Annotated in this window: 14 protein-coding genes; 11 read left to right on the top strand and 3 right to left on the bottom strand. The window is 50.9% G+C overall.

Going from position 1 to position 16,631, the window contains the following annotated elements:
* Positions 1–6: 6 nt before the first annotated feature.
* Positions 7–585 (bottom strand): lipoprotein, encoded by a 579-nt coding sequence (locus SBO83_RS08060; protein WP_353503075.1) that lies wholly within the window; start codon positions 583–585, stop codon positions 7–9.
* Between the two features lie 351 nt (positions 586–936).
* On the opposite strand from SBO83_RS08060, the gene bolA reads away from it, so the two are divergent.
* From bolA to SBO83_RS08015, 9 genes are all read left to right on the top strand, one after another.
* Positions 937–1,251, top strand: coding sequence for a transcriptional regulator BolA (gene bolA, locus SBO83_RS08055; protein ID WP_353503074.1), 315 nt, complete (start codon positions 937–939; stop codon positions 1,249–1,251).
* 458 nt (positions 1,252–1,709) lie between these two features.
* Positions 1,710–3,014 (top strand): trigger factor, encoded by a 1,305-nt coding sequence (gene tig, locus SBO83_RS08050; RefSeq protein WP_396131116.1) that lies wholly within the window; start codon positions 1,710–1,712, stop codon positions 3,012–3,014.
* Between the two features lie 444 nt (positions 3,015–3,458).
* Complete coding sequence (gene clpP / locus SBO83_RS08045; protein WP_034792385.1) at positions 3,459–4,082, top strand: ATP-dependent Clp endopeptidase proteolytic subunit ClpP; 624 nt, start codon at positions 3,459–3,461, stop codon at positions 4,080–4,082.
* 190 nt (positions 4,083–4,272) lie between these two features.
* A complete protein-coding gene (gene clpX / locus SBO83_RS08040) occupies positions 4,273–5,547 on the top strand; it encodes an ATP-dependent protease ATP-binding subunit ClpX (protein WP_034792384.1) in 1,275 nt (424 codons plus the stop codon).
* 192 nt (positions 5,548–5,739) lie between these two features.
* Positions 5,740–8,094 (top strand): endopeptidase La, encoded by a 2,355-nt coding sequence (gene lon / locus SBO83_RS08035; RefSeq protein ID WP_353503072.1) that lies wholly within the window; start codon positions 5,740–5,742, stop codon positions 8,092–8,094.
* A 216-nt stretch (positions 8,095–8,310) separates the two neighbouring features.
* Positions 8,311–8,586: a nucleoid-associated protein HU-beta gene (gene hupB, locus SBO83_RS08030; RefSeq protein WP_034792380.1), complete on the top strand. Its 276-nt coding sequence runs from the start codon at positions 8,311–8,313 to the stop codon at positions 8,584–8,586.
* A gap of 168 nt (positions 8,587–8,754) precedes the next feature.
* The gene (ppiD, locus tag SBO83_RS08025) at positions 8,755–10,635 is read left to right on the top strand and encodes a peptidylprolyl isomerase (protein WP_396131115.1); all 1,881 of its coding nucleotides are present in this window, start codon (positions 8,755–8,757) and stop codon (positions 10,633–10,635) included.
* A 137-nt stretch (positions 10,636–10,772) separates the two neighbouring features.
* Complete coding sequence (locus SBO83_RS08020) at positions 10,773–11,159, top strand: helix-hairpin-helix domain-containing protein (protein ID WP_396131114.1); 387 nt, start codon at positions 10,773–10,775, stop codon at positions 11,157–11,159.
* A 117-nt stretch (positions 11,160–11,276) separates the two neighbouring features.
* The gene (locus tag SBO83_RS08015; RefSeq protein ID WP_353503069.1) at positions 11,277–11,693 is read left to right on the top strand and encodes a thioesterase family protein; all 417 of its coding nucleotides are present in this window, start codon (positions 11,277–11,279) and stop codon (positions 11,691–11,693) included.
* A 50-nt stretch (positions 11,694–11,743) separates the two neighbouring features.
* Here SBO83_RS08015 and queC read toward each other — a convergent pair whose 3' ends face one another.
* Positions 11,744–12,442 carry a 7-cyano-7-deazaguanine synthase QueC gene (gene queC / locus SBO83_RS08010; protein WP_396131113.1) on the bottom strand — a complete coding sequence of 233 codons (699 nt, stop codon included), beginning with the start codon at positions 12,440–12,442 and terminating at the stop codon, positions 11,744–11,746.
* 106 nt (positions 12,443–12,548) lie between these two features.
* Positions 12,549–14,249 carry an SgrR family transcriptional regulator gene (locus tag SBO83_RS08005; RefSeq protein WP_396131112.1) on the bottom strand — a complete coding sequence of 567 codons (1,701 nt, stop codon included), beginning with the start codon at positions 14,247–14,249 and terminating at the stop codon, positions 12,549–12,551.
* Between the two features lie 223 nt (positions 14,250–14,472).
* On the opposite strand from SBO83_RS08005, the gene cof reads away from it, so the two are divergent.
* Together cof and SBO83_RS07995 are read left to right on the top strand one after the other, a co-directional pair.
* A complete protein-coding gene (gene cof, locus SBO83_RS08000; protein WP_396131111.1) occupies positions 14,473–15,294 on the top strand; it encodes an HMP-PP phosphatase in 822 nt (273 codons plus the stop codon).
* Positions 15,295–15,469: 175 nt separating this feature from the next.
* Positions 15,470–16,576 carry a YdcF family protein gene (locus tag SBO83_RS07995; protein ID WP_353503065.1) on the top strand — a complete coding sequence of 369 codons (1,107 nt, stop codon included), beginning with the start codon at positions 15,470–15,472 and terminating at the stop codon, positions 16,574–16,576.
* The last annotated feature ends 55 nt before the right edge of the window (positions 16,577–16,631 follow it).

Raw genomic sequence — 16,631 nt, 5'->3', positions numbered from 1 at the left:
TTAAGATTAACGGGCGTTGGCTTTGATGAAGTCACTGATGCTGGTGTCTTGAGCCATGTCGTTGATGACGTCGCCCAGCGTGCTGTTAACCGCATTGGTGATTTTGTCGTTGGTCGCAGTAAGCGCACCCTGCACATTGTAAGTAGAACGGTAGTTTTTAACCTGTTTATTACCATTTTTCGCCGTAGCGATGATGGAGATATCAGCCTTGGTGGTGATGTTGTAGCGCAGGTTGCCTTCTTGCACGTCAGCAAACAGTTTGTTCACCACCACTTGCAGATCAACGGCGCCGTCAGCACCAATCATGTAACCGCGCGCGGTCATTTGCTTTTCCAGAGACTCTTGCAACAGGAAGCGCAGGTCACGAGATGGGGTCAGGGAAACCAACTGGCCGTCACGGTTCACTTTAGCCAGCGCCTGATCCTGACGTTGGTCAGCACCATTAATGCTGATAGTGATGCCCTGAAGGGTAGGATCCTGCGTTGGCAGAGTGATTTTTGGCGAAATATTTAATGTGTTGGTGCTGGTAGCGCAACCTGCAAGCATGAACAATGCTAATACAGGGAAAATGATTTTTTTCAACATGTTAGGTTCTCAATTAATGCATCTGATTCCAGATGTAAAATGGGATCGATTACTGATAGTGGTCACATCATAACATCGCCATTTTTGGGTGTAAGCCCTGACTGGTGGTAAAAGCGACATTTGATTAAATTTAAAGCAAACTGACTTATTGATATCTAATGGTTTCGCCTAAAATGCAGATTAATGGCTAAATACCATTAGGTAAGACAAACCGATTGCCTTTTTTATCAATCGCAGCAGAAATTTTGTTTCTGTAACATACTAATAAATCGCAAAGCCGCCTATCCTTAATAGTGTGACAGATGGTCAAGTAAGGATGCAGTTCCCTGCTAACGGCGTAAGGAGATTGCTATGATTCGCGAGCAAATAGAAGCAAAATTAGTTGCAGCGTTTGAACCTGCGTTTCTGGAAGTAACTGATGAGAGTTATCGTCACAATGTCCCAGCCGGTTCAGAAAGCCATTTCAAAGTAGTAGTGGTGTCCGATAAATTTGTCGGTGAGCGCTTCCTTTCACGTCACAGAGCGATTTATGGCGTACTTTCAGAGGAGCTTGCGGGGAGTGTTCATGCCTTGGCATTACACACTTATACGCAAAAAGAGTGGGAAGGCTTACAGGATACAGTATTAGCTTCGCCTGCTTGTCGAGGTGCCGGAACCTTAGCCTAATCGCGAAGGATCTTGCTCCCAAAAATCATAAAATTCCCTTCTAGGGTACGGTATCACTGGAACTTTCTCCACAAGATGCGGTATTAGTAGGGGCAAATTCTGAAACGGCCTGCGGGCCGTTTCTGTTTTAAACGAGAAGAATAAGTGGCTGGCAGGCGACAGGGTTGTTTAAGCCTTTGCATCGACTACGTTTTCCGAGGGATCGACCGCAATGCGAGTTTTCCTCCCACGCAGTAGATTACCGTCCTCGACTCGCCGTCTATGCGCCGCTATAATGTCGCGTCTTATTTTTCCGGAATGGTTTCGGGACGCTTTCGAATACAGGGCTACGTTCTTAATCAGGACTGTCCCGGTTCTTAGAAGTCGTTTTCAAGGTAAGTTCGTTCTTTTCCACGCTTCTCATCTTGAGAACGACTTCTGGAGTTGACCGAGCACTGTAATTTTTTTGAGGTAACAAGATGCAAGTTTCTGTTGAAACCACTCAAGGCCTTGGGCGCCGTGTAACTATTACTGTTCCTGCTGATAGCATTGAAAAAGCCGTGAGCAGCGAACTGGTCAACGTATCGAAAAAAGTACGTATTGACGGCTTCCGTAAAGGCAAAGTACCAAAACACATCATCGAGCAGCGTTACGGTGCTTCCGTTCGTCAGGACGTTCTGGGTGATCTGATGCAGCGCAACTTCGTTGATGCGATCATCAAAGAGAAAATCAATCCAGCCGGCGCACCTAACTATATTCCGGGTGAGTACAAACTGGGCGAAGACTTCAACTACAGCGTTGAATTCGAAGTGTACCCAGAAGTTGAGCTGAAAGATCTGGAAAACATCGAAGTTGAGAAACCTGTTGTTGAAGTTAACGACGCTGATGTTGACACCATGCTGGAAACGCTGCGCAAGCAACAAGCTGACTGGAATGAAACTGACGCTGCCGTTACTGCTGAAGATCGCGTAACTGTTGATTTCTCAGGTTCTATCGACGGTGAAGATTTCGAAGGCGGTAAAGCCTCTGATTTCGTACTGGCTATGGGCCAGGGCCGCATGATCCCAGGCTTCGAAGAAGGTCTGTTGGGTCACAAAGCAGGTGAAGAATTCGTCATCGACGTAAACTTCCCAGAAGATTACCACGCTGAAAACCTGAAAGGTAAAGCTGCTAAGTTCGCGATCACCCTGAAGAAAGTTGAAGAGCGTGAGCTGCCAGAACTGACTCCTGAGTTCATCAAACGTTTCGGCGTTGCTGATGGTTCAGTTGAAGGTCTGCGTGCTGAAGTGCGTAAAAACATGGAACGCGAACTGAAAGGTGCTGTACGTAACCGCATCAAAACTCAGGCAATCGACGGTCTGGTTAACGCTAACGAAATCGACGTTCCAGCTGCACTGATCGACGGTGAAGTTGACGTTCTGCGTCGTCAGGCTGCACAACGTTTCGGCGGCAACGAAAAACAAGCGCTGGAATTGCCGCGTGAGTTGTTCGAAGAGCAAGCTAAACGTCGCGTAGTTGTTGGTTTGCTGTTGGGTGAAGTGATCAGCCAGCACGAACTGAAAGCTGACGAAGATCGCGTTAAAGCGCTGATCGAAGAAATGGCTTCTGCTTACGAAGATCCATCTGAAGTTGTTGAGTTCTATAGCAAAAACAAAGAGCTGATGAACAACATGCGTAACGTCGCGCTGGAAGAACAAGCGGTCGAAACTCTGTTGTCAAAAGCTAAAGTGACTGAAAAAGCCACTACCTTTACCGAGCTGATGAACCAGACTCAACCTGCATAATTGATTTGCCGGTGACTGAGCCGTTTCCCCTGTGGTTAACGGCTCGACATAAAAGCCCGCGGTTTTTACTGCGGGCTTTTTTATGCTCTACAGATGACATTTTTCTTTTTTGCTGTTGTTTTTGCACTATATTTATCAACGTAAGCAAAGAGAGTAGGCCAGCAAGTGGGTAGTGGAGGCCGCTTTAACAGGCTCTGCTATTGTTAAGCCAATCAATGAAAAATGCGGAGCGAGAGAAAGAAATCTCCCAGCGGGCTTGAAAAGGGGTGTTCGTTCCCCCAATTGTTAAATACAAACCAGGTAGCTTTGCTGCTAAATTCAGACTGATAACAACCGTCAGCCGTGATAACGGCGACTTGGCCGCTTGAGCGTAGTCATCAATGCCTATCTCAAGTAGAATCGGTTTTAACTAGCGCCAAAAGAGAATTCTATTAGGAGACGGTTATGTCATACAGTGGTGAACGAGATCAATTTGCACCGAACATGGCTCTGGTACCCATGGTTGTTGAGCAGACTTCACGGGGTGAGCGTTCTTACGACATCTACTCCCGTCTGCTGAAGGAACGTATTATTTTCCTTACGGGCCAGGTTGAAGACCATATGGCTAACCTGATTGTGGCTCAGATGCTGTTCCTGGAAGCAGAAAGTTCAGAGAAAGACATTTTTCTGTACATTAACTCTCCGGGCGGCGTGATCACTGCAGGGATGTCTATCTATGACACCATGCAATTTATTAAACCGGATGTGAGCACCATTTGTATGGGCCAGGCCTGTTCAATGGGCGCATTCCTGTTGACCGCGGGTGCGAAAGGCAAGCGTTTCTGCTTACCAAACTCACGCGTAATGATTCACCAGCCGCTGGGCGGCTATCAGGGACAAGCAACGGATATCGAAATCCACGCTAAAGAGATCCTGAAAGTGAAAGGTCGTATGAATGAGCTGATGGCGAAACATACGGGCAAAACTCTTGAAGAAATAGAGCGTGACACTGAGCGCGACCGTTTCTTGTCTGCTGAAGAATCTGTAGAGTACGGTTTAGTTGACTCCGTATTTACCCATCGCGTCTGACGACTTATTTCTGCCGGACTGATGGTCTATAGTTAAGTCATGCTGTGGCGCGTATGTGCAGTGTTGGTTGCTGCAATTACGCGTCAATTCGTCTTTGACGGAACTGACATTGGTCAACGATATGGCAGCAGTTTAAAATAGTCGTGCCGCAGTCACCCTGCGAAACAGATATTAAAGAAGAGGTTTACTGATGACAGATAAGCGCAAAGACGGTTCAGGAAAGCTGCTGTACTGCTCTTTTTGCGGCAAAAGCCAGCATGAAGTTCGCAAGCTGATTGCCGGGCCGTCAGTGTATATCTGCGATGAATGTGTCGATCTGTGCAATGACATTATTCGCGAAGAGATTAAAGAAGTTGCTCCGCATCGCGAACGCAGCGCACTGCCAACGCCACATGAAATCCGCCAACACCTCGATGATTATGTCATCGGGCAAGAGCCTGCGAAAAAGGTTCTGGCCGTTGCGGTTTATAACCACTACAAGCGCTTGCGTAACGGTGATACCAACAACGGTATTGAACTGGGCAAGAGCAACATTTTGCTGATCGGTCCAACAGGTAGCGGTAAAACGCTGTTGGCTGAGACTCTGGCTCGTTTCCTCGACGTTCCTTTCACCATGGCGGATGCCACCACCTTGACCGAAGCCGGTTACGTGGGTGAAGACGTTGAAAACATTATCCAGAAACTGTTACAGAAATGTGATTACGACGTGCAGAAAGCGCAACGCGGTATCGTGTATATCGATGAAATCGACAAGATTTCCCGCAAGTCTGACAACCCATCTATCACCCGTGATGTTTCAGGTGAAGGTGTTCAGCAGGCGCTGTTGAAACTGATTGAAGGTACGGTTGCTGCTGTGCCTCCTCAGGGCGGTCGTAAGCATCCGCAACAAGAGTTCTTGCAGGTTGATACCTCAAAAATTCTGTTCATCTGTGGCGGTGCCTTTGCTGGCTTAGATAAAGTGATTGGTCAACGCATTAACACCGGTACAGGTATCGGTTTTGGTGCAGAGATCAAAGGCAAAGCTGAGAAAGCCACTGAAGGCCAATTGCTGGCTCAGGCTGAACCAGAAGATTTGATCAAATTTGGTCTGATCCCTGAGTTCATCGGTCGTTTACCCGTAGTGGCTACGCTGAGCGAGTTGAGCGAAGACGCGCTGATTCAGATCCTGAAAGAGCCGAAAAATGCCCTGACTAAGCAGTATCAGGCATTGTTCAATCTGGAAGGTGTCGAGCTAGAGTTCCGCGACGAAGCACTGGTGGCGATTGCTAAGAAGGCGATGATCCGTAAAACCGGTGCTCGTGGCCTGCGCTCTATCGTTGAAGGGGCACTTTTGGACACTATGTACGACTTGCCATCCCTCGACAGCGTCGACAAAGTGGTAATCGATGAATCCGTCATCGCGGGCCAATCCGAGCCGTTGATGATTTATGGCAAACCCGAGGCACAGCAAGCATCTGGCGAATAATTCACCAGCTGTTCCAGTGGGTTAGTTAATAAATGGGGGATTTTGTCCCCCATTTTTTTTTACTCGCATTCTTGTCGTTGAATGTCAGATATTCATCCCCATATACTCCAATAACGACTTGCTGAAACCCGTCTGACTCGTGTTTCACGAGATTTCCTTAACCTGGCGGAAGCTAAACTAAGAGAGAGCTCTATGAACCCTGAGCGTTCCGAACGCATTGAAATCCCCGTATTGCCTTTGCGCGATGTGGTGGTTTATCCGCACATGGTGATCCCGTTGTTTGTTGGCAGGGAAAAATCGATTCGGTGCCTTGAAGCCGCGATGGATCACGACAAAAAAATCATGCTGGTGGCACAGAAAGAAGCCTCTACTGATGAGCCGGGCGTTAATGATCTCTTTTCTGTAGGCACCGTTGCCTCCATATTACAGATGCTGAAACTGCCCGACGGCACCGTGAAGGTGCTGGTTGAAGGTTTACAGCGTGCGCGCATCACCACGTTGTCTGACAACGGTGAGCATTTCGCGGCACAGGCTGAATATCTCGAATCTCCGGCTGTGGACGAGCGCGAACAGGAAGTTCTGGTGCGCACGGCCATTAATCAGTTTGAAGGCTATATCAAACTGAATAAAAAAATTCCGCCGGAAGTGCTGACTTCGCTTAACAGCATTGAAGATGCAGCCCGTCTGGCTGACACCATCGCCGCGCATATGCCGTTGAAACTTAGTGACAAACAGTCCGTTCTGGAAATGTTTGATATCACTGAGCGTCTGGAATATCTGATGGCGATGATGGAATCGGAAATCGACTTGTTACAAGTTGAGAAACGCATCCGTAATCGTGTCAAAAAGCAGATGGAAAAGAGCCAGCGTGAGTACTATCTGAATGAGCAAATGAAAGCCATTCAGAAAGAATTGGGTGAGATGGATGATGCACCTGATGAGCACGAGGCGCTGAAACGCAAAATCGAAGCGGCGAAAATGCCGAAAGAAGCGCGTGAAAAAACCGAAGCTGAGCTGCAAAAACTGAAAATGATGTCCCCGATGTCCGCCGAAGCGACCGTGGTTCGCGGCTACATCGACTGGATGCTTCAGGTGCCGTGGAATTCACGCAGTAAAGTGAAAAAAGACCTGCGTAAAGCCCAGGAAGTTCTGGATACCGACCATTTTGGCCTCGAACGTGTCAAAGACCGTATCCTTGAATATCTTGCGGTGCAAACGCGTGTCAGCAAAATCAAAGGGCCAATCCTCTGTCTGGTTGGGCCTCCGGGCGTGGGTAAAACCTCTCTGGGTCAGTCCATTGCGCGTGCAACGGGCCGTGAGTATGTGCGTATGGCGCTGGGCGGCGTGCGTGACGAAGCCGAAATCCGCGGCCACCGTCGTACTTACATCGGTTCTATGCCGGGTAAATTGATCCAGAAGATGGCGAAAGTTGGCGTTAAAAACCCACTGTTCCTGCTCGATGAGATCGACAAAATGTCTTCCGACATGCGTGGCGATCCGTCGTCAGCTCTGCTGGAAGTGCTTGATCCAGAACAGAACGTGGCCTTTAACGATCACTATCTGGAAGTCGATTATGACCTGTCAGACGTGATGTTCGTGGCGACCTCCAACTCAATGAACATTCCAGCTCCGCTGTTGGACCGTATGGAAGTGATTCGTCTTTCCGGTTATACCGAAGATGAAAAGCTGAACATCGCCAAACAGCACCTGCTGCCGAAGCAAATTGAGCGTAACGCCCTGAAGAAAACCGAGCTGACAGTAGATGACAGCGCGATCATTGGCATTATCCGTTTCTACACCCGCGAAGCCGGTGTGCGTAGTCTGGAACGCGAATTGTCCAAGCTGTGTCGCAAAGCGGTTAAACAGCTGCTGCTGGATAAGACTCTGAAGCACATCGAAATCAACGGCGATAACCTGAAAGATTTCCTTGGCGTGCAGAAAGTGGATTACGGCCGTGCAGATACCGAAAATCGCGTAGGTCAGGTGACTGGCCTGGCGTGGACCGAAGTGGGCGGCGAGCTGCTGACCATCGAAACGGCCTGCGTACCGGGTAAAGGTAAGTTGACCTACACCGGTTCACTCGGCGAAGTGATGCAAGAGTCGATTCAGGCCGCGCTGACCGTGGTCCGCGCTCGTGCGGACAAGCTGGGCATCAACGCTGACTTCTACGAAAAACGTGATATTCACGTTCACGTACCGGAAGGTGCGACGCCGAAAGATGGCCCGAGTGCCGGTATTGCGATGTGTACCGCATTAGTATCTTGCCTGACAGGTAACCCGGTTCGCGCCGATGTTGCTATGACTGGCGAAATAACTTTACGTGGTCAGGTTCTGCCAATCGGTGGCCTGAAAGAGAAGCTGTTAGCTGCTCACCGCGGCGGTATCAAAGTAGTGCTGATCCCTGATGACAACAAACGTGACCTGGAAGAGATCCCAGCCAACGTTTTAGGTGATTTGGAGATCCATCCGGTTAAGCGTATTGACGACGTTCTGAATCTTGCTCTGCAAAATCCAGCGTTCGGCGCACTTCCGGTAGCGGCAAAATAGTGATCTCGACCATCACAGTTCAATAAAACTCAGGCTGGCAGGTGAAATCCCACTTGCCAGCCTTTTTTTGTGTCGTTAAGTTAGTCAGTTGTCAGCGCGTTTAAGACTGGTTTCGGTTGCTTGCATAGCCCTGACAAGCTTGATATAAAAGCTTCGCTGTCATATTCGCAGGGAAAATGCGACGTGACGATAGTATTTCAAGAGGGGATGAATAGAGTGAATAAGTCACAATTGATCGACAAAATTGCCGCCGGTGCTGATATTTCTAAAGCGGCTGCTGGACGTGTATTAGATGCAGTACTGGGATCGGTAACTGAAACTCTGAAATCAGGGGAAGAAGTTGCACTGGTTGGTTTTGGTACGTTCTCTGTACGTGAGCGTTCTGCGCGTACCGGCCGTAACCCACAGACTGGTAAAGAAATCAGCATTGCTGCGGCAAAAGTGCCTGGTTTCCGTGCTGGTAAAGCGTTGAAAGACGCCGTTAACGGTTAATTACCTGCAGGTCAGGCGTCAAACCTGCGTGACAAAAGCGAGCATGGTGCTTTTACTCTCAGGTCTGGTTGTTAAACAATAACCTGACGTCACCGGGCTGGTAAGGTAAGATACAAGGCGCATCGAATTCGATGCGCTTTTTTTATTACAGCGGAGTGTTGCCACACTATGATGGACAATTTACGCGCGGCCGCCAATCACGTCGTGCTCAAAATCATTCTGGCCCTGATTATTCTGTCCTTTATTTTGACAGGGGTGGGCAACTACCTGATCGGCGGTTCAGGCGACTATGCAGCGAAAGTGAATGGTCAGGAGATCGGACGTGCTCAGTTGGAAGAAGCTGTGCAAAACCAGCGTAGCCGACTGCAACAACAGCTTGGAGAGCAATTCTCTGCGCTGGCTGGCAGCGAAGGTTATATGCAACAACTGCGTCAAGAGTCCCTAAATAACCTGATTGACGTCACTTTGCTGGATCAGTATTCCAAGAAGCTAGGCATCACCGTTAGCGATCAGCAGATCAAAGACGCGATTCTGGCGACCCCACAATTCCAAACCGACGGCCGTTTCGACAATGCCAAGTATCTGCAAAGTATCCAGGGTATGGGGTACAGCGCGGACAACTTCGCCAAATTGATGAAACAGCAATTGGTTAGCCAGCAGTTAGCACAAGCTTTTGGTACTTCAGACTTCGTTTTGCCGTCTGAAACCAGCGCCATGTCAGACTTGCTGCTGCAAGAGCGTGATGTTCGCACTGCAACGCTGGACACCGCAGCCCTTGCGGCCAAGCAGCAGGTTAGCGACAGTGAAGCACAGGCTTTCTACGACCAGAACAAAAACAACTTCGTTTCTCCTGAAGCAGTCAAAGTCAGCTACATCGAAATGGATGCTGCTGCTTTGCAAGGAAAAACGACAGTAAGCGATGCAGATATCACGGCTTACTACGACCAGCATAAAAGCGAGTTTGGTCAGCCGGAGCGCCGTCGTTACAGCGTTATCGTGTTGAAAAACCAAGCTGACGCCGATGCGGTTGCCGCTGAACTGAAAAAAGGCGCTGATTTTGCCGAGCTGGCAAAAACCAAGTCTATCGATACCTTGAGCGGTAAGCAGGGTGGTTTGATGGATTGGGTTGAGCCTGAAACCACACTGCCAGAGTTCAAAAGCGCTAACTTGACCACCAAAGGTCAGGTATCCGGCGTGATTAAGTCTGACAGCGGGTTCTTCATTCTGCGTCTGGAAGATATTCAACCAGAGCAAATCAAGCCTTTGGCTCAGGTTCGTGACAGCATTGTTGATAAGCTGAAACAAGATAAAGCGACTGACGCTTACTACGCGCTGCAGCAGAAAGTCAGCGAAGCCGCGAACAACGACAACGAATCTTTGGCTTCTGCTGAAGAGGTGGCTGGCGTTAAGGCGACTCACACCGACTGGTTCACTCAGCAATCTATTCCTGCAGGCATCAACTTCAAACCTGTCGTTCAGGCAATCTTTGATGGTGGCCTGATTGGTCAAGACGGCACGCCGGGCAGCAACTCAGACATCATCACGGTAGATGGCGATCGCGCTTTCGTGGTGCGTGTTGATGCTCACAAGGCTGAAGGTGTTAAACCTTTTGCTGAAGTGAAAGAGCAGGTTGTGACTATGGTGAAACGCCAGAAAGCTGAAGATCAGGCACGTTTGGACGGTGAGAAGCTGCTGACGGCTCTGAAAGCAGGCAAAGGCGATGAAGCTCTCAAAGCTGCTGGCCTGAGTTTCGGCGACGTGCAGAAGGTTCAGCGTTCACAACAGCCTTCGGCTTTCGAGCAGAATGTCTATGCGCTGCCTCATCCGCAAAAAGACCAGCCGGTTTACGGTTTGTCTCAGGATGATCAGGGCAATAGCGTGCTGGTTGAGCTGACGGCGGTCAACGCTGGTAAGCTGCCTGACAATGAAATCGCTCGCTTCGAGCAAGAGTTGCAGCAATCTTCTTCTAACGTGACCTTCGACGCTCTGCTGTCGAATCTGCGTCAGGAAGCAAAAATTAAGCTGGGTTCTGGCGCACAACTCCAGTAAACCTCGCAGCGTTATGCAACGTGTTGCAACAAACAAAGGCCGCTTTCGCGGCCTTTTCCACATTTTGAATCTGCCAATTGTTGCCCGAATAAACTTGCTGCACTCTGTCCGTGCTGAAAACACATGGAGGATACAGCATGAAAAAATTGGGTATTACATCACTGTCACTGGCCTTAGCGCTTGGCCTTTCCACTCTGCCGGTTATGTTACAGGCAGCCCCCGCGGCCACCAGTAAGGTTGCTACGACGGCATCTACGGCCACTCAAGCCCCAACTAGCAAGGTTGAAGCTTCTAAGGCTAAGCAGGAGAAGGCCACGACCACTGATGACACCACGGTGAGCATCAACACGGCTTCCGCAGAGGACTTCGCCCGCGTGATGAATGGCGTTGGCGTTAAGAAGGGGCAGGCTATCGTTAACTACCGTGATGACTTGGGACTGTTCACGGAAATCGAACAGCTACAGGAAGTCCCGGGGATTGGTGCCGCGCTGTTTGAGCGCAACAAGGACCGATTGAAATTGTGACGAAAGTCGCGGCGCTGACCTGTTCACGGTTAGTGCCGTTTTCTTCTGCTAATCTCAAAAGACATCTGACCAGTTGTCAGGATTTAATGACTATTTTGCAGGAGCCGGAAAGTAATTATGCATACATTTATTACCGTTCGTGGTTTTCATATTGATGTTTATCAGCACGTTAACAATGCCCGTTATCTGGAATTTCTAGAAACAGCACGTTGGGAGTGGCTGGATAACAAAAGCGGATTTAAATGGATGAGCGAGAATAACATCGCGTTCATCGTGGTAAACATCAACATTAACTACCGCAAACCCGCCACGCTGGGCAACGTGTTGCGTATCGACAGCAGCCTGCAGCAGCTGAATACCCGCAGCGGCGTGCTGGAGCAAGTAGTCACCCACGATGGCGATATCGTCGCTGACGCCACGCTGACCTTTGTGTGCATTGATCTACGCACACAGAAGGCGCTGACGCTGGAAGGCGAGTTGTTGGAAAGATTGCGCGAGTTAGAGCTAAAAGAGGAAGAGGCGCGAGGAGGCTGAGGAAGGCGTGAACGACCGGGCTAAAGAGTTAGCCCGGCCAAGAGAGCGGATTATTTCAGCCCGGTTTTCTTCTTCAGGCTAGCCATAACGCCGACTTTGTCTTGCTGATACTGCTGCAGGCCATTGGCGCGCAGGTTACAGGCGGCGCATTCGCCACAGCCATCACCCGCGATGCCGTTGTAGCACGTCAGGGTGTGATGGCGAATCAAATCCAGCTGTTGGTAATAATCGGCAAGGGCCCATGTCTCAGCTTTGTTCAGCCACATCAGCGGCGTGTCGAAACGGATATCGCGCGCGATGCCCAAGGAAACGGCGTGTTTCAGCGCTTTGACGAATTCGTCGCGGCAATCCGGGTAGCCGGAGAAGTCGGTTTCACAGACGCCGGTTATGACGGCTTCAGCCTGAACTTGATAAGCATAAATAGCCGCCAGAGTGAGGAACAGAATATTGCGGCCCGGCACGAAAGTGCTCGGCAAGCCGTTTTCCTCAGTTTCGCCCAGCGCCGGCACCGGAATGTTGTCACGGGTCAGGCTGCTCACTGCCAGCTCGTTAAGTAAACCCACGTCCAAAACTTTGTGAGCTTTGGCGCCCAGTTCTACAGACAGCTTCTGAGCAATGTCGATCTCAGCGCGATGTCGTTGACCATAATCGAAGGTAATGCAATGTACTTCGTCATATTGAGTCAAAGCCTGAATCAGACAGGTGGTTGAATCCTGACCGCCGCTGAAAACCACTACTGCTCTTTTCATGTTTTTATCCATTTGTATTTGAATCAATTGCCACCGATTTCGGCAAATTCTATGAGGCTCATGTTACTTTTCTTTGGGATCGCTGAACAGCATCAATCATAGACTGTCAGGAGAGCGGAGGGGGGATCCACGCCTGACAAAAATCGAACCATCCCCACGCGGTGAGCTGTACGCCGTTGACTCGCGGCGGCGCGCTGACCTGATATTGATAGTTGAACAGCGGCGTAATAGTGCCGCGCTTCATCAAATGGTAAAAATGGTTGCGAAGTTCTTCGGCGCGAATGTCGGCCAGAGGGAGTTGTTGAATAGTCTTAAGGCGCTGCGCCTGCTGCTCCAACTCTTCATCACTCAGAATGCCTGACCACAGCATATCCTGACGCAGCCAGTTCTCTAAAGTGGCCTCCGGCGCTTCGCCGATCAGACGGTCGCCCAAAAGAATATCGGCCTCATTGATACCACTTTCGTCATCCCACACGCGGCCTTGATGATAAACGATTTCCAACTCACAGTTCTCGGCGCGCAATGCCTCTTGCAGCGCCTGCGCGACAAACTCCAGCTCGACCGGCGGGTGGAACAGCAATCTCAGGGTTTTCGGTAAGGTGACGTCATCAGCATGATGCTCGGGGATCGGCCATTCCGGCAGCATCTCACTGCTCGGCTTCACCAAGTCATGGTCAATAGGCAGGTTATTGAGCAGGCCAGAGCGCTGGATAATCATCACCACCTTTTGCGCCTGTTCAGAGGTTAAATGCTGCCGACGCAGATTGGCGGCGATGTAGCAAAAACCCAGACTGGTGCTTCGTTTGACCGGTTTGACATCCGCCAGTTCATCCTGCTCCCCCAGCATGATGCGCACCGGGTGCTGGCAACTGACATTATCCCGCTGTGCGAACAGCTGCGGGGTTATCCAGAACTCAATGGCGGCAAGGAAAGGGCGCTGCAAGTGGTAGTAGGCATGCTGCTCGAGGCGCACCAGCTCGGCGGCAAAGCTGGCTAAACGGAAAGGTCCCGCGCCGCAGAAGGCATCGTCGGGGTGAGACAGCAAACAGCTAAGATCAGCCAGACGGTGCGCCAGCCAGTAGTCAGGCACGTCGAGATCAAACTGCAGGCAGAGCGCGTGGGGCAGTTTTATCTCCGCTACGGCGGCGAAGGCGTGTCTGCTGCGTGGCGAAAGGCGCAGTCGCTCCAACTGCTGGCGCAGCTGTTCGGCGCGGATCGGCTCGCCGTTGTGCCAATAAAGCTGGCTGCGCAGGAAGAAATACCAGGTTTTGCCGTTATTACTGATTTGCCAATGGTGCGCTAAATCAGGCTGGGGCAGCGGATCCCCGGTGGTGAAGCGAGTTAGCCCGGCGTGCAAAGTATGCGCCAAGTGCTGCTCGGCGCGGCCGGTCAGGGTTTGCGGGTCCAGTGGCTGCATGCTGCGATAGTAGGGGATACGCAGGGTCGGCGCGTCGGCCTGCCACTGGCCGCCAAGGTGGGGAGCGAGCAGGGCGTTTAAATGATTCGGGTCGACTTCGCTAAATTGCAGCGCCGCCGAGTGTTCACCGTTTTTCAGCAGCTGCTGTAAGTAATTTCCCCGTAAACTTTCTGGCGTATACAGGCAGTGTAGCTCGGCGCGTTTGCCACGACCGGCTTGCGAATGCCAGTTTATCCAGCCTGCGTGCTGAAATTGCGACAGCAAAGTGCGGGTGTGGCGTTCGCTACAGCAGAAGATTTCCGCCAGCTCGCCGACATTCACCGTGGCGGGCTGACTGCCCACGCTGGCATACAGCCGTTGAAACTGATTAAGACGATTTTGCAAACGCATGCCACACCTATTCCCTCTGAGAGAAACTCGTGGCTTGAGCATAACTCAGCGGCTGGCGGGCGACATGGAGCAAATTCACGGAGTGTGAGCTAAATCAGGAACACTATTTTTAAACTGTTCACTATTACTTCCGCAAATCGAGTTGCATACTCAGTTTGCTTACTTTCCACACCACGGCGGCTGAAATTGTTCATCCTGCCCGGTGGGATAATCGCGAGGTGTTATGTTTCGTTTGGCTGCATTTGATATGGACGGCACGCTGTTAATGCCTGATCACCGTTTAGGTGAAAAGACACTGGCCACGCTGGCTCAGCTGGCTGAGAAGCCCATGACGCTGACTTTTGCAACCGGGCGTCACTACCTTGAGATGAAAGACATTCTGGCGAATCTCGGCCTGGAGGGTTATCTCATTACCGGCAACGGCACGCGCATCCACAATCTGCACGGCGATCGCCTTTACGCCAGTGATTTACCCGACGACTGCGCTGAAGAACTACTGAGAACCCAATGGGATACCCCGGCCAGTCGCCACGTTTTCCGTGACGAAGGCTGGTTCACGGATCTCGACGACCCTAAGTTGCTGATCCCCCATGAGTTCAGCGGATTCCGCTATCAGCTGTGCAACTTTGCCGAACTGCCTATCAGCGACAACAGCAAAGTCTGCTTCTGCGCACCGCACGACGTCCTGCTGCAACTGGTGCCACAGTTGGAGAGCCACTTTGGCGGACGCATTGATTTATGCTTTTCGGCGGCGGACTGTCTGGACATCATGCCAGCCGGGAGCAATAAAGGGAGCGCCTTGGCGTTTCTCACCCAGCAATTGGATATCGAAATGGCCGAGTGCATGGCCTTCGGCGACGCCATGAATGACCGCGAAATGCTGGAAAGCGTGGGTATGGGGCTGGTGATGGGCAACGCCCTGCCGGTCCTCAAACAGCAGGCTCCACACCTACAAGTTATTGGACATTGCCAGCATCAGGCGGTGTCTCACTTTTTACAACATTGGCTGCATTCACCACACCTCACCTATTCCCCCGAATATTAAGGTTATTTCAGCCAGCCGGGCTATCTGTCCCGGCTTTTTTCTGCCTAGCGTGCATCTGTCACAAAACTGTCATATGACTTTCATATAGTTCGCCCATTCTCCGCCACGCGTCTTTTTCTTGTTTTCGCTTTTATTTATAGTCCAGACAGGTAGTTAACCTTTTAAGGATAAAATAATGATCACTACTCCACGAGTAACCCGCGTTGCTCTTGCTTTAGCTTTTTTGATTTCTGCCAACGTGTCCGCCAGGGCCATCGATACCGTTCAGCCACAGGCTGATTACCAACAATATATTTCCGAACGCCAAACCGTTGATTTTCTGATTCAAGATGCGCTGACGGCGTTTAAATCTCCGGCACGCGTGTCCGACGCTGGCTTTACCGGCAAGCTGCCAACCAATATGGAAATTGTCGCCGACAGGCTGCAACAGGCCAGTAAGTTAGAGCCTTACCGTGCCGATCTGCTGTTCAGCACCGCCAGCGCGTACATCTATAACAACAATGTGGATAAAGCCTTGGGCCTGTATAAACAGATTTTGGACATCGCGCCAGACGACGTTGACGCCCACAGTTACATCGCGGCGTGGGATCGTTTCAAAGGTGACACTGCCGGAACCGACGCCCAGCTCGCCGCGTTGCAGCAGCTGAATCCGGGCCGCGTGGACCAACTGAAGAAAGTGTTCGCGGTGATCGACCACGTCACTACCATGCCGCTGCGCGACCATCTGCCGGCTGACGAAGCCAAATCCTTCACCGGGCCGACGGCAATCGTGACGCTGGGTTATGCGCTGGACCCAGATGGCTCGATGAATAAAATCCTCATCCAGCGCCTGGAGAAAACGCTGGAACTCGCCAAACAGCTGCCTGATGCGATGATCGTGGTCACCGGCGGTGTGCCGCAGAACCACCAAACCGAAGGCAAACTGATGGCGCAGTGGCTGGTGGAGAAGGGCGTCGACAGCAAACGCATCTATCAGGACAACTTTGCCCGCTCGACGGTGGAAAACGCGCTGTTCAGCCGTTACGCCTTGGCTAAGCATCGCATTAAACATGCCGTGATTGTCAGCTCAGGTAGCCACGTGCGCCGCTCGCAGGCTCTGTTCACCATCGCCAGCTGGGAAACCGGCCCGCGCGATATTCAGTATGTTTCGGTGGCCGCCATCGACAAGCCGCTGGCTGAAATGCAAAGCGTTTCTCAGGGGGATAAGCAGGGGATTTACCGCGACGCGCTGAAAACCATGGGTTTGTGGAGCTTCCGCAGCTATCCGTTAGAAGAGCGTTAATCGTCTAATTCACAAGACGTTGATACAAAAAAAGGCGACCTCAGGTCGCCTTTTC

Source organism: Ewingella allii (genome assembly GCF_044430645.1).
Taxonomy (GTDB): Bacteria; Pseudomonadota; Gammaproteobacteria; order Enterobacterales; family Enterobacteriaceae; genus Ewingella; species Ewingella allii.
Note: the sequence above shows the minus strand (reverse complement) of the source record. Positions and strands in the feature narration are given on the sequence as shown.

What these genes read in the sequence shown, in the direction of transcription:
- ppiD (WP_396131115.1), top strand. Translation starts at nt 8,755, where the DNA reads ATGATGGACAATTTACGCGCGGCCGCCAATCACGTCGTGCTCAAAATC.
- queC (WP_396131113.1), bottom strand. Translation starts at nt 12,442, where the DNA reads ATGAAAAGAGCAGTAGTGGTTTTCAGCGGCGGTCAGGATTCAACCACC.
- SBO83_RS08015 (WP_353503069.1), top strand. Translation starts at nt 11,277, where the DNA reads ATGCATACATTTATTACCGTTCGTGGTTTTCATATTGATGTTTATCAG.
- bolA (WP_353503074.1), top strand. Translation starts at nt 937, where the DNA reads ATGATTCGCGAGCAAATAGAAGCAAAATTAGTTGCAGCGTTTGAACCT.
- clpX (WP_034792384.1), top strand. Translation starts at nt 4,273, where the DNA reads ATGACAGATAAGCGCAAAGACGGTTCAGGAAAGCTGCTGTACTGCTCT.
- SBO83_RS07995 (WP_353503065.1), top strand. Translation starts at nt 15,470, where the DNA reads ATGATCACTACTCCACGAGTAACCCGCGTTGCTCTTGCTTTAGCTTTT.
- tig (WP_396131116.1), top strand. Translation starts at nt 1,710, where the DNA reads ATGCAAGTTTCTGTTGAAACCACTCAAGGCCTTGGGCGCCGTGTAACT.
- clpP (WP_034792385.1), top strand. Translation starts at nt 3,459, where the DNA reads ATGTCATACAGTGGTGAACGAGATCAATTTGCACCGAACATGGCTCTG.
- SBO83_RS08020 (WP_396131114.1), top strand. Translation starts at nt 10,773, where the DNA reads ATGAAAAAATTGGGTATTACATCACTGTCACTGGCCTTAGCGCTTGGC.
- SBO83_RS08005 (WP_396131112.1), bottom strand. Translation starts at nt 14,249, where the DNA reads ATGCGTTTGCAAAATCGTCTTAATCAGTTTCAACGGCTGTATGCCAGC.
- lon (WP_353503072.1), top strand. Translation starts at nt 5,740, where the DNA reads ATGAACCCTGAGCGTTCCGAACGCATTGAAATCCCCGTATTGCCTTTG.
- SBO83_RS08060 (WP_353503075.1), bottom strand. Translation starts at nt 585, where the DNA reads ATGTTGAAAAAAATCATTTTCCCTGTATTAGCATTGTTCATGCTTGCA.
- cof (WP_396131111.1), top strand. Translation starts at nt 14,473, where the DNA reads ATGTTTCGTTTGGCTGCATTTGATATGGACGGCACGCTGTTAATGCCT.